A 14,837-nucleotide genomic window follows, 5' to 3' on the forward strand; every position below is an offset into this window, starting at 1 on the left:
AATTCCTTAAGATAATCAAATTAAGTGTAGAGTAATTTTAAAGTCCTTCTAATTTTTTTTCAATCGGGAACTTTTCTTTAGCTGCACAAAAGGTGAGGACAATTTTTGTGCCATTTTGGCCATTCTTATCTTGGGCAGTTGTGGATTGAATCTCAAAATGGCCACCGTAGATTTTCATATAATCCCTGATCAATGTCAGTCCATAGCCCGTTCCATGCTCTCCGTGGGTGCCTTGGGTCGATTGAATAAAGTGCCCATCTATTAAGGAACGAATTTTTTCGCGCGATATTCCGACGCCTTGATCGATAATTTCACAATATATTTGTTGATCTTTTTGATATGTTTTTACAGATATTATGGATCGACTATGAGAGAATTTTATAGCATTTGAAATAATATTATTTAAAACATTATTTAATAAACTCGTTTTTTCTGATCGGATTAATGGGATTTTCTCATTTAAATCCATTTGGAGAATGAGATTCTTGGCCTTGCATTTATCATTAAAATAAAAAAGTGTTTCTTGTAAAAGCGAATTTAAACAAACCGGGCCAAGATTTATTTGGTCTTGTGTGAGGACTGCATTTTCTTGTTCTCTCACTGTCTTTAAAATATTACTCATATTTTGAGTGGCCTTATGAATCTTTTGCCAAGTTATATTTTGGTTAATGAGCTCAGGTCTTTTAAGAGCATTCTTGGTAAAACCTTGGATGATAAAGAGTGAGTTTCCAATATCGTGGCATAAAACTCTTACGAGTCTTTGATATCGTTCTTTATCTTTTGCTTGAATTTCTGCGTCTCTTTTTTGTCTCTCTAAAATGTTCAATTTATATGAGAGAGCAAAAGCAATGATAAGCATTTCAAAAATATTGCCAATTAAAATAGCATTCGTTGTGTAGAGATTCTTTGGTATTGGGCCATAATAAATTCCAAGCCAAATCAATACTCCTGCAAAGAAAAATGTCCATGAAATAAGGAAGTATTTCGCCAAAATATGGCCTTTTCGCAAAGAGAAAATACCACTTATAATTACTGCAAGAATAGTAAAAAGTATGGTGATATCAATACTGATTCCTGTAATAGTTTGCAATTTAGTATCAAAAGGAAAAAGACGAACAATAGCATGTAAAACGGCTACAACACCAATTGATGTATAAAACTTTTTCCATAAAGGATTAAGTTCATAGAGTCGTAAGAAGTAATAAGAAAAGAATAAAATTGCGACAACTGAAGCTGATGAAAAGGCCATAAGAAATTTACTGGCAGATTCTGTGTCAGAAAAAATAAAAAGATCAAGTACACCGTTTATATTGAGAACAGTTGCAGCGATACAGCTAATGAAGATGCAATAACGTAAATAATCATTCGATTTGGAATGAAAGTAGAGAAAGAGATTATAGACAAATAGAGCAACAACAACACCTGCATAAAATGTGAGGAGAACCTTTTGCTCAAAATCATCAGCAAGAAATTTTTCGTAAGTTTTAATTAGAAATTTAACATCAAGCTGATGCAAAGACTTTCTTGTGATGACATAAGTTTTTTCTTCTTTGGCCTTAAGATTAATAGCAAAGGCCGCTTTTAGGCTTTTAAGTTCTTTTTGGATCGCGGGTAGTGAGCTACCACTTCTTTCAATGAAGTTAAATTGACCATCATCTGTTTTTTCATAAAAGCTTAGCTCTCCCGATAAAGAAGTATCAAAGACAAGAACTCGCTGAAGTGGTCCTGAATCAGTGTTTTTAAGAGTGAATTCAAACCAGAGTTTCTGAGTCGAGTAGCTTTTTACAAATTGATCAGAATCAATCGCTTTGTAAATTACATGTCCTTGAGAAATGTTGTAGGGAGTTTTATCTGCATCTGTTTCTGTAAATGAAACTTGGGACGTAATATTTAGAGTATTACGCTCGGTGCTTGTGAGATTTATGACATCTGCTTTAGTGACAACTAGTCCACAAAGCAAATATAATATGATCAATCGAAAAATAGACATAATAAATACTCTAACTAGTATTTGTTGAATGACAAGGTATATCGGTGTTTTATGGAGAAAAAAATTGAATATTACTTCGATTTTCTATCGCCTTATTCCTACTTAAGTTGGACTTGGTTTAGAGAAGAGATTCAAAAACTTAAAGACAAAGGATATGCTATTGAATTTATTCCTGTGTCATTGGCCCAAGTTATTACAAGCTATGAAACAAAGGGACCGGCAGAGATTGAAACAAAGCGTAATTATCTTTTCAAAGACTGCTTACGAAAAAGTTTGAAAAGGGGAGTTCCTTTTGTTTTGCCAAGAAACTTACCTTTTAATTCTCTCTATGTTCTGCGCATGATTATGGCCGCAGATGAAAGTCAAAAAGAGTCTCTTATTGATCTCTTTTTTAGAGCAGGATGGGAGTTTGGTAAAGATATAGGTGATTCTGATCCATTAGAAGAGATTTTAAATGAAGCAGGTCATCCAGCATCAGACCTACTTGAAAGAGTTGGTTCAAAAGAAATGAGAAAGGCCATAAAGGACAATAATCAAAGAGCACTTGCTCGCGGTGTTTTTGGTGTGCCAAGCTTCTATGTTGAAGGAGAACTTTTTTGGGGAGATGATTCTAAGGAGTTCTTTTGTGATTTCGTAAATGGAAAAGATAAATATAATGAAGATGAGTATAATTATTTTGCAAAAAATTATCCCATAATGAATAGCTAAGGAAGGTTTATGAAAAAGTTTATTTTTGCACTCATGGTTTTAATGCAAGTTCAAGTTATGGCCAACACTAAGGTTGTCATCGATACAAATCTTGGTGAAATTGAGGTAGAGCTCTTTGATCAGAAAGCTCCAAAAACAGTTGAGAATTTTTTAAAGTATGTTGATAAAAAGTTTTACGATGGAACTATTTTTCACAGAGTCATTGATAATTTTATGATCCAAGGTGGAGGAATGACTCCTGATCTTAAAAAGAAAGACACTGAAGCGCCAATCATCAACGAAGCTGATAACGGTCTTTTAAATGAAACAGGAACACTTGCCATGGCCAGAACTATGGATCCTAATTCAGCAACGAGCCAATTTTTTATTAACGTAAGAAATAACCCACATCTAAACTTTACTTCAAAAACACCACAAGGCTATGGATATGCCGTTTTTGGAAAAGTAACAAAGGGGATGAGTGTCGTTAATAGAATTAAAAAAGTAAAAACTGGTAATAATGGACCATTTCAAAATGTTCCACTAGAAAATATCATCATCAATAAAGTCGTTAAAAAATAATCAATCAAGACGGGGGCAATGACTTAATAGTACATTGTCCCTTCTTGAATTTTATATTCCTGAGTTCTTAAATCTTGAATAAACACAGACCAATATTCTGGACCTTTGTAATGAGGAAAAGCATATTGGAAGGCCGGATCATCGTAACGTTTTGCAATCCATGCAGCGTAGTGGATATAGCGAAGTGATCTGAGGGCCTCAACGAGTCTTAGCTCCCCGTAATTGAATTCTTTAAACATCTCATAGCCTTCTAAGAAATGTGAACGCTTTTCGCTGGCCTCTTCTCCATCAGCAGGGATAAGTAGCCACATATCTTGTACACATGGACCCATGACCATGTCATCAAAATCGACAAAGGTAAAACCTTCGTTTTCACGCCAGATAAGATTTCCTAAGTGACAATCTCCATGAATTCTTTGAAATTGAACATTCTCAAAAAGAGGAGTAATCGTTTTTAACAGACTATTTGCACTCGATTCAAGCGATGGTAAAAACTCTTTTGGCACATGTGGTGTTGAAAGCAGAGTTTGAAGATTGCTGTGACCATAAGTTGCAAGATCAAGCTTTAGGCGGTGCTTCGCCTTTCTTGTTTGACCAATAAGATGAATTCTTGCCAGTGTTCTTCCTATTTGAGCAAGAGAATCTTTAGAGAGTTCGCCAAGAGTTCTTCCTCTTTTTCTTGGATAGACGCAGAAAAAAAGATTTGTTTTCTCATCAAAAAGTAGAGATGTACCATCAAAGCGCAATGGAGCGATGACAGGAATATCATTCACTTCAAGATCAAATAGGAACTGGTGCTCTTCTTCAATTTGTTCTTTAGACCATCTTCCTGGTCTATAAAATTTTACGACGAGATGTTCAAGCTCCATATCGTTATGTGAAAAAGCTGTATCGAGTTCAATTTCATAAACACGATTTTCAAGACTGTTTAATTGAAGACAGCGACCACTTGGTGAGGCCCCAAGTTTTTGGACACAATCCAAGATCGAATCAGGGGAGAGTTCATAGAAAAATTTTGTCTCAGTATTGCCCCACATATTTGATGCCATGATTTCCCCTTTGTCATTATGGACTCATAGTGCGCTACAAATAGTGAAAAATCAATGAGTTCTTGTCATGTCTGGAAGCGCTTTGGGCCAATTGTAGGCAAATTTTGTCAGAGAAAAATATATTTGTTTGGAATTGATATACTTATAGGAGACTGAGGTTAGTATGGGTAAAGCATTAAATCAATCAACTATTCGTAAGAGTAAAAAAGAAGCGAGCTATCCTCGTTTCAAAAAGATTAATGGAGAGCATCCTTTTCAAAAGGCGTGTCCTGATTCATGCGTTTTGTACAAGGCCAGAAAAAGACATGGCGGGAAGGTTGCCTATTTTAATTTCGATCTCGCAAAAGAGATGGGTCTTATTCCAAAAGATCATGATGGACATGTCACGAAAGAATTAGAAGATCAAATTCTTGAGACTTTCAGTATCGTCATCATTAATGAATACGACGAAATTAATAATGTTCAGTTTAAAGAAGAAGATATTCTTCCACATAAATATATGGCCACTCGTTATCTTCAACTCCAGCACCCAAATAAGCAGGGGAAAACTTCTGGAGATGGCAGAAGTATATGGAATGGTCAGATTTCACATAAAGGTGTAACTTGGGATATTTCTAGTTGTGGTACTGGTGCAACTCGTTTATCTCCGGCCACCCATATTAAAAAGAAATTTTTCCAAACGGGCGATCCAAGTATCTCTTATGGGTGTGGATATTCAGAAAAAGACGAAGGACTATCGACGCTATTTTTTAGCGAGATTATGAATAAGAATGGTCTTAGGACTGAGCGTTGTTTGGGAATTATTGAATTTAATGGAGGGATCTCTATTAATATTCGTGCCCATGAAAATTTAATTCGTCCTTCTCATATGTTTAATCATTTAAAACAAGGCAATTATAACGAATTAAAAAATGTCGTAGATTATTTTATTTCTCGACAAGAAGAAAATGGTTTTTGGACAGATGTTCCAAAGAAAGACAGTGATCGCTATACTTATTTTCTTGAAAGACAAACTGATATATTTGCAAAACTTTCTGCCGATTTTGAGAGTCATTATATCTTCTGTTGGCTTGATTGGGATGGAGATAATATATTAATGGATGGAGGAATCATTGATTATGGTTCGATCCGTCAGTTTGGACTTTTTCATCATGAGTATCGTTATGATGATATACAACGTTTTTCAACGACGATCAAAGAACAAAAAGAAAAAGCAAAGCATATAGTTCTAAGTTTTGAACAAATTGTTGATTTTCTCAGAAAGAAAAAGAAGAGAAGCTCTTCAGTATTTAAAGGAAGTCGCAATCAAAAGAAGTTTGATCAAATATTCAAAACAAGAAAAGAAGAGAATCTACTTGTTAAAATTGGACTAGAAAAAGATCATGTAGAATTTATGATGAGTAAGAATCGTAAACTTGTCGATAAATTTATGAAGCCTTACTCATACTTTGAAAGAGCAAAATCTCTTGAAGGCCTACAAAAAGTTGCAGATGGTATCAATTGGTCAGCAATCTTTTGCATGAGAGATTTATTAAGAGAATTGCCTCAAATTTATCTCTCTAGAAAAGAAGCTGTTTCGGCCCAAGAATTTGTTCAAATCGGGCGATCAAATTATGCAACTGATGCAGATGTTGCATTAAGTCCTTATCGTGAAAAAATGGTTGCTCACTTTCAGAAATATTATTCAGAAATTCTTGATAAGGTGAGTATTCAATTTGGTATTCAATTTGCCGACTTATTATTGAAGATTACAATGAGATCTTCGATTATCAATAAATATGACAGAGTAACAGGTGACTCAATAACGACAATCGTTGCTAAAGTGATGAATCAGAAACCTCGATTGACTCCCGAGGACTTACATACATTGATTCATGATTTTTCAGACTATCAGGATTTTAATCCTGATGATAAACGCACTCCTCATGATATAAGAAATCAATCTTCTTTAATGAGAGGAATGTTAAAGATTGTTCGTGAATATAGAGAAGGAATATAGGGAGAGAGAGTGAAGCTTGTCTTCTATAGCGGTGGTCATGAAGAAGAGAATACTCTTCTTGATCAGCAATTGTTGAAACTTGTGGGAAAGGAAGATCCTTTAATCACATTTATTCCCTCATGTTCATATGAATCTGAGTTGTATTTCAAAGAATTTATTGAGCAATATCAGCGCTTTGGTGTAAGGCGCTTTTTACACTTCCCAATTGATATTCCTTACGATGACATTCTTCTAAATGAAGTTCTAAAAAGCGATGTTATTCATCTTGGGGGGGGAAATACTTTTTACTTTATCAAGCACTTAAAAAAAACGGGAATGCTTTCTCGATTAAAATCTTTTGTAAAAGAGGGCGGAATCTTAACTGGACTTAGTGCGGGGGCGATTATAATGAGTCCTCGTATCGATACAGCAAGCTTTCCTGAGTTTGATTGTGATGAGAACGACGATAACGTCAGAAGTTTTAAAGCAATGAATCTTGTCCATTTTGAATTTTTTCCTCATTATAAAAACTCAAAACGCTATGACAAAGAACTTTTAAAATACTCAAAGCAAAGGGGCATTCCTCTTTATGCTTGCCCTGACGGAAGTGGGATTATTGTCGATCATGAAAATGTGACCTTTTCTGGAAAGACGTATTGTTTTTTTCAGGGAAAGAAGACAATGATTAATAATTAGGTCGAGTAAGAATAAATGTAAGGACAGAAATTCCTGTAAATAACACTAGTATTTTGATCCACAATTGAACTTCAACAAAAATTAAGGTGTAGCTAAAAAGACTGATAATCATCAGGGTTGAAATGACTTTGGCACGTGGTGCTATTGCTCCATTTTCTTCCCAATTGCGAATAATGGGACCAAATGTTTTTTGATTCAAAAGCCATTCATGCAGTCTCTTACTACCTTTGGAGAAGAGAAAGGCCGCTAAAATAAGAAATGGAGTTGTCGGTAGCAGAGGTAAGAAAATTCCAACAACTGCAAGTGCAATACAAATCCAACCTAAAATTAAAAATAAAATATTGCGACTTGAGTTGAGCATTTCTAATGAATTCCCTTAATTATTTTACAACTGTATCTTAAACTATTGTATTATTAGTATTCAATACAAAATCGAGTATGTGTATGGGCAATGTAAAAAAAGAACTCAAAGAGCATAATGATAGGCTCTGTGAAGCTGCTTCGAAATTTTCTCATGATGTCTCTGGTAAGCTCCATGTCTTACAGTTTTGTGTGGATGAGCTCATAGAGCAAAATGCTAATTTAGAATCTGATCCACTTTTTACTAAGTTTGCAAAAGTCATGGGTGAGTTGTGTGAGATGGGAGCATTTTATCGCGATTATTTGCCCGTTGAGCTCGATATGGAAAGTGGCAACCTTCTCGAAGAGGCCGCAAGTCGCGCAATGCGTTTAGCGCAAACTTACCATTTGAAAAAAAGAGAATACATTAATGTTCAGATTGTGGATACACTAGGTGAGTGCCCATCATGCTGGCAGCTTAGTGAAATCCTTTTTTCAATATATAGTTACTGTTTAGATAGTCTTGAGTCTAGTAAGGAAAATCCACTGGAATTTCAACTGGGCCTTAAAGTTCTTGACTCTGGTTTAGTCACTATTAAACTTATTTTAAAGAATAATATTATTGGTGCAGCTGATCTTACGAAATATTATGAAGTGCCCAGTTACAAAGTAAAAAATATGAGAGGTCACTATGGCCTTCAATTCATCAAAAAAATGTCAATTGACCCCGTGGGGTCAGATACTAAGATAAGTATTGTTTTCTAGAGAAAAGGGATTGCTGTATGAATGGAATGTTGATGGATAAAAGTATTTGGGTTCTCGAAGACGATAAGGATTGCCAGTTTGTTTACGAACAAACTTTAGATCATCGTTATAAAACCAAATATTTTTCTAGTATTGCTGATTTTGCAAATGCTATGGATAGTAGTGAAAACAAGCCTTCAATGATTATTGCTGATTTGATGTTAGATGATGGTAATTTTTTAAATTACCTTACGAACTCAGATGAAAGCTCTGTCTTGAATACTCCCTTTATTATTGTTTCAAGTATTGATGATATTGATGCTCTTAGATTTTGTTTCAAAGAAGGAGCATTAGATTATTTAACTAAGCCTTTTAAGAAAAATGAATTGGTCGTTAAAGTTGAGAACGTTCTTTCTGGTGCCCAAAGACAGCGCTTTGAAATTGAAGGAGCGTCTAAGTCGGTAATGCTCGATGGAAAAGAAGTGAAGAATCTCACGAGTAAGCAAAAACAGCTATTACATCTTTTTATGGACTCACCAGGTCGTTGTATTTCTCGTAATGATATTCTTGAAAAAGTTTGGGAAAGTACAAATGTACACCCTAAAACAGTAGATGTTCACCTATATAACCTTAGACGTAAACTTCACGATCTTGGCTACATGATTCGCTCAGATGGTGGTGGAAAGTGGTCACTTCTCTCTGATCGAATCTGATTAAGAAGCTCAACTAATAATGACGAAAACTTACTAAAAAAGATGGCGGAATAGTGTAACTAATTCCGCCTTTCCTATATAATTTCTATACAAATTGCGAAATCAATAATTGTGACTAATAGAATTTATGTAATCTAGGAGTTCGTCATTATGAGTAAAGTAAAAAAGGATCTTAGTGTTGGTGGTAAGAAATACTCTTACTATTCACTTAATGAGGCCAAGTCCCTTGGACTTAAAAACGTAGATAAACTTCCAAAGTCTCTAAAAGTTCTTTTAGAGAATCTTCTTAGAAATGAAAATGGTCAAAGTGTAACATGGGGTGATATTGAGGCCCTGGACAAATGGGCCGAAACAAAAAAATCATCACATGAAATTGCTTATCATCCGGCCCGCGTTGTTATGCAAGATTTTACTGGAGTTCCTGCAGTCGTGGACCTTGCGGCCATGAGAGATGCTATGAAGACACTAGGGGGAAATCCTCAAAAGATTAATCCACTTGTTCCTGTGGATCTTGTCATTGACCACTCTGTGATGGTTGAACATTTTGGGACTAAAGAGGCCTTCGATCAAAACGTTGCAATTGAATACGATAGAAATGCTGAGAGATACAATTTTCTTAAGTGGGGTCAAAAGGCCTTTAAAAATTTTCGTGTTGTGCCTCCGGGGACTGGAATTATTCACCAAGTAAATCTTGAATACCTTGCAGATGTTGTTTGGACAAATTCTGATTCGGGTGAAACAGTGGCCTACCCAGACACTTGTGTTGGAACAGACTCGCATACAACGATGATTAATGGTCTCTCTGTTTTAGGATGGGGTGTTGGAGGTATTGAGGCAGAGGCCGCAATGCTTGGACAACCTGTCACAATGCTAATTCCTGAAGTTGTCGGTTTTAAAATGACAGGAAAACTTAATGAAGGAATTACTGCGACGGACCTCGTTTTAAATGTTGTTGAGGCCCTACGTAAACATGGTGTTGTCGATAAATTTGTTGAGTTCTATGGACCAGGTATGAGTGCTCTATCGCTTGCTGATAGAGCAACACTTGCCAATATGGCCCCTGAATATGGTGCTACCTGTGGTTTTTTTCCAGTAGATGAAAAGACAATTGATTATCTAAGATTTTCTGGTCGCTCCGAGGAAACGGTCGCTCTTGTTGAGGCCTATGCAAAAGAGCAAGGACTTTGGGCGAAGGCCACAGATGCAGATCCTGTTTTCACATCTATTGTTGAACTTGATCTTTCAACAGTTACCCCATGTCTGTCTGGTCCTAAAAGACCTCAGGATAAAGTTGAACTTACCGTTGCCGCAGAATCTTTTGGCAAGGCCTTTGTCACTGGCTTTGGCTATAAGGCAGAGGAGATGAATCAAGAATTTGATGTGGAAGGTGCTAATTATAAGATGAAACACGGAAATGTTGTTGTCGCGGCCATTACTTCTTGTACAAATACTTCAAACCCTTCAGTCTTAGTTGCTGCTGGACTTCTAGCAAAGAAGGCCTATGAACTTGGACTTAAGAGTAAGCCATGGGTCAAGACTTCCCTTGCACCAGGATCAAAAGTTGTAACTGATTATCTTGTTGAATCAGGATTGCAAGAGTTTCTCGATAATATGGGTTTTAATCTAGTTGGTTACGGTTGTACAACTTGTATAGGAAATACAGGTCCATTGCCGAGTCCTATTTCTAAATCTATTAATGAAAATAATATTCTTGCGACCTCTGTGTTATCAGGAAATAGAAATTTCGAAGGGCGTATTTCTCCAGATGTGAAAGCGAACTACTTGGCCTCACCTCCATTGGTTGTTGCTTATGCGATAGCTGGAAACCTAAATGTTAACGTCTCTAAGGATTCATTAGGAAAAGACAAAAATGGTAATGATGTTTTTTTAAAGGATATTTGGCCCACTAATAAAGAAATTGAAGAAGTTGTTTTAAAACATATTTCTTCACAGATGTATCAAAAACGATATGCCAATGTTTTTGACGGTGATAAAGAGTGGAAAGCTGTAAAAGCTCCTGAAGGTGAACTCTATTCATGGGATAGTAGTTCAACATATATTGCTCATCCAACATTTTTTGAAAATATCAAAGATGGAATTATTAATAAGTATGAAGTTAGAAATGCATCTGTCCTTGCAGTGTTAGGTGACTCAGTAACTACAGATCATATTTCTCCAGCTGGAAATATCAAAAAAGATTCTCCAGCAGGTCAGTGGTTGATTGAAAGAGGTGTTACACCAATTGATTTTAACTCTTATGGTTCACGTCGTGGAAACCATGAAGTTATGATGAGAGGAACATTTGCCAATATCCGTATAAAAAATGAAATGCTTGATGGAGTTGAAGGCGGTTATTCGAAACACATTCCTTCAGGTGAACAAGGTTCAATATACGATGTCGCTATGATGTATAAAATGGAAGGTACGCCTCTCGTTATCTTTGGAGGTAAAGAGTATGGAACAGGATCTTCACGGGACTGGGCGGCCAAAGGAACAAATCTTCAAGGTGTAAAGGCCGTAATTGTAGAGTCGTTTGAGCGTATCCATAGATCAAATCTTATAGGAATGGGAGTGATGCCACTACAATTTCCTCAAGGAGTGACAAGAAAGACTTTAGGTCTTAACGGAACCGAAAAAATTGATCTCATTCCAGTAGGAGAACTTGCTCCCAAGCAACAAGTGGAAATGACAATAACACATGAGGATGGCAAGACCACGAAGGTTATGTTGAATTCAAGAATAGATACTCTTGATGAGTTGAACTATTTTAAAAATGGCGGAATTCTTCAATATGTTCTTAGAAATCTGAATAAATGATCTTTAAAAAAGAAAGGCCCCGTTAATGGGGCCTTTTTTTTATTTAAAGAATTTTAGTAGTGGATTTTCACCGTGTCCCATATAGGGCGCCGTATAGACGGAAACGATGATTAAAATGACCATGACAATAGTGGAGGAGCTTAGGTAGCAAAAAGTGTCACTCGCACCTCTTTTTTCAAAAAATCTAGAAATTTTTGATTGGAGTAAGATTCCTCCGGCAATACATAAGCTGAAAATGATAAATCCAACGACTACGTTTAATACGATTTCAGTTGTTGTTGTATCGATTGAGTCAGTCATCACATGTTGTTGAACATCTTTTGTAACAACGACTGGAAGTGGTTGAGTTTTTGGAAGATCAAGGACGATGGCCTCATGTTGATCGACTTTTTCTCCAATTGGTTTTTTTCTCTCTTTAAAAAAACGAGAGAAGGCAGGACGCTTACCACCTTTGTAGGCCTCAAATTGCAAATTAATTGTTACTTCTTCACCTATAAGAAGATCATTTCCATCTAATTTCTTATTCCATGTAATATCGTAGTCACTGCGCTTTATTTTGAATGATCCTGAAAAGTAATGACCCTGGGCCTTTGTCCAAGGATCACTTTTTTCACCCAAATAATTTATCTTAACTGGGACTTTTCTCACTTTGTCTTTAATTTTTAATTCTAATATTAACTCTTGTTCTTCAAGAGCAATAATGGAATTTAGTGAGTGAAATTCAATATAGGGATACTTCTTTGAATAAAAGAAATCATAATCTCTCAAGTGTTGATCTCTTTTTTTATCATCAGTAGAAATTGAATCCGTTGCAATCCTACCTTCAATGTCAGAAATTTTATTTCCGTCCATTTTGTAGTGGATTGAGTAGTCTAGAAATTTTCCTTCAACTGTTAGCATTTTCATATAAGCAACATTAAACTTAATCGCCGAATGTTCTTTATTCACGCTATAAATTTCAGCAAAGCTCGTAGAACAGAGAAGAAATGTGATAAAATACAGAAATTGAATTCTCATTTAAGGGGTCCTATTCTTAGATTATTATTTCTAATAATGCCTCTAATGACACATGGGGGACAGTTACAGTTTAGTGTAAAAGGAACCCTTACAGATGGAGAAGGCCTTGAAAAAAGAGCTTCTATATAAAATTATAGCGAAAGAGGTTAGCGAAGAGATTCGTCGCGGTAACTTCAGTATAGGGCAAAAGATCACTTCATTGAGGGATCTTGCAAAGAAATATCATTGTACTGTTGAAACGGCCCTGAAGGCCTATATTGAACTTGAAAAAGAGGGTCTAATAACTTCAAGGCCGAGGTCGGGATTTGTCGTTGTAAAGGCCTTTAAAAATCAATCAAAAGCATTGGCCAAAGTTGAGGCCTCATTATTGGCTCCTCGTGATGTCTTACGACACCTTTTAGAAATGGAAGGAAAAAGTGAGATTGTAGGTCTTGGGACAGCACTGAGAACTCCAAAATTATTCCCTCTGAAAAGTATTTTCTCAGAAGTTGGCGGCAGAAAAAACTCTTTTCATGAACTTGATTCTCATTATAGTTATCCTCCTGGTGATGAAGGCCTTCGTAGCGAAATTGCCAAACGATTGAGACTTAGGGGAATGAGCGCTGATGTTGACAATATTCTCATTTGCCAAGGTGCAACGGAGGCACTTTTTCTATCGTTGATGCTAAAAACTAAAGCTTGCGATGAAGTCGTGATTCATGCTCCTTGCTTTTTTGGGACTCTCAATTGTATTGAAACACTCTCACTTAGGGTTACTGAATTTGAAGGAGAGAATTTAAGAACTCTAGAAATACTTTTTAAAACGAAACGTCCAAAGGTCTTTATTATCCAATGTAATTTTCAACAAAAGACTGGTCTGAGTGTTAGTGAAGCTTTCAAAAAAGGTCTTGTGAAACTTTGTGCAAAATATAATGTGACCATAATTGAAGATGATGCTTATGGTGAGCTAGGGCATAGTGGAGAGTTTGTAAGCAATTTAAAAAAGTATGATTCAAAGGATATCGTCCTTTCTTGTGGGACGTTTTCTAAAACTCTAGGTCCAGGGCTTAGGGTTGGTTGGATATTTAGTTCAGCAAAAAATATCAATGAACTTATTCCATTAAAACTTGCGACGACTTATTCTGCGAGTGCTCACACAGAAAGGGCGGTAGAATTATTTTTAAAAAATAAAAGTTATTCTAGGCATCTTAGAAAAATTAATAGTGTTCTCGCCAAAAATATCAGTACAGTCTCAAAAATTTTAGAGAAGAACCTTCCAAGTTCAGTTCATATCTCAAGGCCAAAGGGAGGGTTTTCTCTTTGGCTAGATCTTGGAGAGCATATTGATAGTTTTGTTCTTTATAAGAAGCTAATGAGCGAGAATATAGCTATATCACCAGGTTTTATTTTTTCGCGACAGAGTAAGTATCAACATCACATTAGAATTAATTGTGGTTTAGAACTGACTATTGAAGTCAAGAGGGCCATCGCACGGGTTTGCGAACTTATTAATCAGATGAGTGTTAATTAAGAACGAATTCGAATTCGTAAATATCAGCGGCCGCACTTTGAAGCAAGGAAACGACGCGCTCAAAGTCATTGCCCATTTGTTTACGGCTCATTTCATGATTGATCCAATTAATACGAATATTGGGATCGATATAATGGGTCAGACACTCCCACAGGGCGTCCATTGACCTATCATAATAATGGGGGAAGCTCAAAAGTTGCTCAACTTCACGATGAAAATCATCAAGCGAGTACAAAATAGAGCCCATAATTTCTACTTCACGTTTCATGGCACTTTTTTACTTGGGTTCATAGTGATGGTCAACTGCGAAACTAGACTTCTTGGAAAACGATATCGGCCATGGGTTTTGGAACAGGCCTTGGCCCAAGCCCGAGGACAAAGTTTTCAAGGTCTTTTTGTTTGCTCTCGGCCTCAATCAATGCCGAGCGTGTGGCCTTTTTAAGAGAAGGGCAAACCTTCTCAGATTCAAGGGTGCGCAGACGCGAGATGTCGTTATCAATGCGTCGTAAGTATTTTTGGATCTGCCCTTTATCGAAGTTCTCTTCATTATGGGCGATGGTAAGGTCCACTTTTTCGAGGTTTAAAGTGATAGAGTGTTTTAGTCTCGCCACACGGCCTTCTCCAAAAGAACTACAGACCTCAGTAAAGGCCATAATCTTAAGAGAAAATAGAGATAAAAGAACTGCTATAAATGTTTTCATTTTTATCCTCGTTT

Annotated in this window: 14 protein-coding genes; 8 read left to right on the plus strand and 6 right to left on the minus strand. The window is 36.3% G+C overall.

Annotated features, from left to right (window positions below; all coding sequences use genetic code 11):
• Positions 1-37: 37 nt before the first annotated feature.
• Positions 38-1,990, minus strand: coding sequence for a sensor histidine kinase (locus M899_RS04465; protein ID WP_034727846.1), 1,953 nt, complete (start codon positions 1,988-1,990; stop codon positions 38-40).
• Between the two features lie 51 nt (positions 1,991-2,041).
• On the opposite strand from M899_RS04465, the gene M899_RS04470 reads away from it, so the two are divergent.
• Together M899_RS04470 and M899_RS04475 are read left to right on the plus strand one after the other, a co-directional pair.
• On the plus strand, positions 2,042-2,698 hold the full coding sequence (locus M899_RS04470; protein WP_021270215.1) for a 2-hydroxychromene-2-carboxylate isomerase: 657 nt from the start codon (positions 2,042-2,044) through the stop codon (positions 2,696-2,698).
• Between the two features lie 57 nt (positions 2,699-2,755).
• A complete protein-coding gene (locus M899_RS04475) occupies positions 2,756-3,259 on the plus strand; it encodes a peptidylprolyl isomerase (protein ID WP_196801727.1) in 504 nt (167 codons plus the stop codon).
• Positions 3,260-3,282: 23 nt separating this feature from the next.
• On the opposite strand, the gene M899_RS04480 is transcribed toward M899_RS04475, so the two are convergent.
• A complete protein-coding gene (locus tag M899_RS04480; protein ID WP_021270197.1) occupies positions 3,283-4,308 on the minus strand; it encodes a serine/threonine protein kinase in 1,026 nt (341 codons plus the stop codon).
• 163 nt (positions 4,309-4,471) lie between these two features.
• Between M899_RS04480 and M899_RS04485 the strand changes: the two genes are divergently transcribed.
• Entirely contained in the window at positions 4,472-6,307 is a 1,836-nt protein-coding gene (locus tag M899_RS04485) for a hypothetical protein (protein WP_021270174.1), read from the plus strand.
• Positions 6,308-6,316: 9 nt separating this feature from the next.
• Positions 6,317-6,982, plus strand: a complete 666-nt coding sequence (locus tag M899_RS04490; protein ID WP_021270198.1) for a Type 1 glutamine amidotransferase-like domain-containing protein — start codon at positions 6,317-6,319, stop codon at positions 6,980-6,982.
• Here the strand turns inward: M899_RS04490 and M899_RS04495 are convergent.
• The gene (locus M899_RS04495; RefSeq protein WP_021270246.1) at positions 6,972-7,343 is read right to left on the minus strand and encodes a YbaN family protein; all 372 of its coding nucleotides are present in this window, start codon (positions 7,341-7,343) and stop codon (positions 6,972-6,974) included. The two genes, M899_RS04490 and M899_RS04495, sit on opposite strands and share 11 nt — an antisense overlap.
• 83 nt (positions 7,344-7,426) lie before the next feature.
• On the opposite strand from M899_RS04495, the gene M899_RS04500 reads away from it, so the two are divergent.
• The 3 genes from M899_RS04500 to acnA all read left to right on the plus strand — a co-directional run bounded on the left by M899_RS04500 (position 7,427) and on the right by acnA (position 11,595).
• The gene (locus M899_RS04500; RefSeq protein WP_021270205.1) at positions 7,427-8,086 is read left to right on the plus strand and encodes a hypothetical protein; all 660 of its coding nucleotides are present in this window, start codon (positions 7,427-7,429) and stop codon (positions 8,084-8,086) included.
• Positions 8,087-8,103: 17 nt separating this feature from the next.
• Positions 8,104-8,778, plus strand: a complete 675-nt coding sequence (locus tag M899_RS04505) for a response regulator transcription factor (RefSeq protein WP_021270208.1) — start codon at positions 8,104-8,106, stop codon at positions 8,776-8,778.
• Positions 8,779-8,928: 150 nt separating this feature from the next.
• Complete coding sequence (acnA, locus tag M899_RS04510; protein ID WP_021270283.1) at positions 8,929-11,595, plus strand: aconitate hydratase AcnA; 2,667 nt, start codon at positions 8,929-8,931, stop codon at positions 11,593-11,595.
• Positions 11,596-11,634: 39 nt separating this feature from the next.
• On the opposite strand, the gene M899_RS04515 is transcribed toward acnA, so the two are convergent.
• On the minus strand, positions 11,635-12,612 hold the full coding sequence (locus M899_RS04515; protein WP_021270256.1) for a YceI family protein: 978 nt from the start codon (positions 12,610-12,612) through the stop codon (positions 11,635-11,637).
• Positions 12,613-12,718: 106 nt separating this feature from the next.
• On the opposite strand from M899_RS04515, the gene M899_RS04520 reads away from it, so the two are divergent.
• The gene (locus M899_RS04520) at positions 12,719-14,122 is read left to right on the plus strand and encodes an aminotransferase-like domain-containing protein (RefSeq protein ID WP_196801725.1); all 1,404 of its coding nucleotides are present in this window, start codon (positions 12,719-12,721) and stop codon (positions 14,120-14,122) included.
• Here the strand turns inward: M899_RS04520 and M899_RS04525 are convergent.
• Together M899_RS04525 and M899_RS04530 are read right to left on the minus strand one after the other, a co-directional pair.
• Positions 14,115-14,390, minus strand: coding sequence for a barstar family protein (locus M899_RS04525; RefSeq protein ID WP_021270286.1), 276 nt, complete (start codon positions 14,388-14,390; stop codon positions 14,115-14,117). The two genes, M899_RS04520 and M899_RS04525, sit on opposite strands and share 8 nt — an antisense overlap.
• Before the next feature lie 43 nt (positions 14,391-14,433).
• Positions 14,434-14,823, minus strand: coding sequence for a hypothetical protein (locus M899_RS04530; RefSeq protein WP_021270219.1), 390 nt, complete (start codon positions 14,821-14,823; stop codon positions 14,434-14,436).
• Positions 14,824-14,837: the final 14 nt, after the last annotated feature.

The organism is Bacteriovorax sp. BSW11_IV, from assembly GCF_000447755.1.
GTDB lineage: Bacteria > Bdellovibrionota > Bacteriovoracia > Bacteriovoracales > Bacteriovoracaceae > BSW11-IV.

Bases quoted from the DNA above. Each gene is read 5' to 3' on its own strand.
- M899_RS04465 (WP_034727846.1), bottom strand. From the start codon at position 1,990: ATGTCTATTTTTCGATTGATCATATTATATTTGCTTTGTGGACTAGTT.
- M899_RS04485 (WP_021270174.1), top strand. From the start codon at position 4,472: ATGGGTAAAGCATTAAATCAATCAACTATTCGTAAGAGTAAAAAAGAA.
- M899_RS04500 (WP_021270205.1), top strand. From the start codon at position 7,427: ATGGGCAATGTAAAAAAAGAACTCAAAGAGCATAATGATAGGCTCTGT.
- M899_RS04515 (WP_021270256.1), bottom strand. From the start codon at position 12,612: ATGAGAATTCAATTTCTGTATTTTATCACATTTCTTCTCTGTTCTACG.
- M899_RS04505 (WP_021270208.1), top strand. From the start codon at position 8,104: ATGAATGGAATGTTGATGGATAAAAGTATTTGGGTTCTCGAAGACGAT.
- M899_RS04470 (WP_021270215.1), top strand. From the start codon at position 2,042: ATGGAGAAAAAAATTGAATATTACTTCGATTTTCTATCGCCTTATTCC.
- acnA (WP_021270283.1), top strand. From the start codon at position 8,929: ATGAGTAAAGTAAAAAAGGATCTTAGTGTTGGTGGTAAGAAATACTCT.
- M899_RS04525 (WP_021270286.1), bottom strand. From the start codon at position 14,390: ATGAAACGTGAAGTAGAAATTATGGGCTCTATTTTGTACTCGCTTGAT.
- M899_RS04480 (WP_021270197.1), bottom strand. From the start codon at position 4,308: ATGGCATCAAATATGTGGGGCAATACTGAGACAAAATTTTTCTATGAA.
- M899_RS04475 (WP_196801727.1), top strand. From the start codon at position 2,756: ATGGCCAACACTAAGGTTGTCATCGATACAAATCTTGGTGAAATTGAG.
- M899_RS04530 (WP_021270219.1), bottom strand. From the start codon at position 14,823: ATGAAAACATTTATAGCAGTTCTTTTATCTCTATTTTCTCTTAAGATT.
- M899_RS04495 (WP_021270246.1), bottom strand. From the start codon at position 7,343: ATGCTCAACTCAAGTCGCAATATTTTATTTTTAATTTTAGGTTGGATT.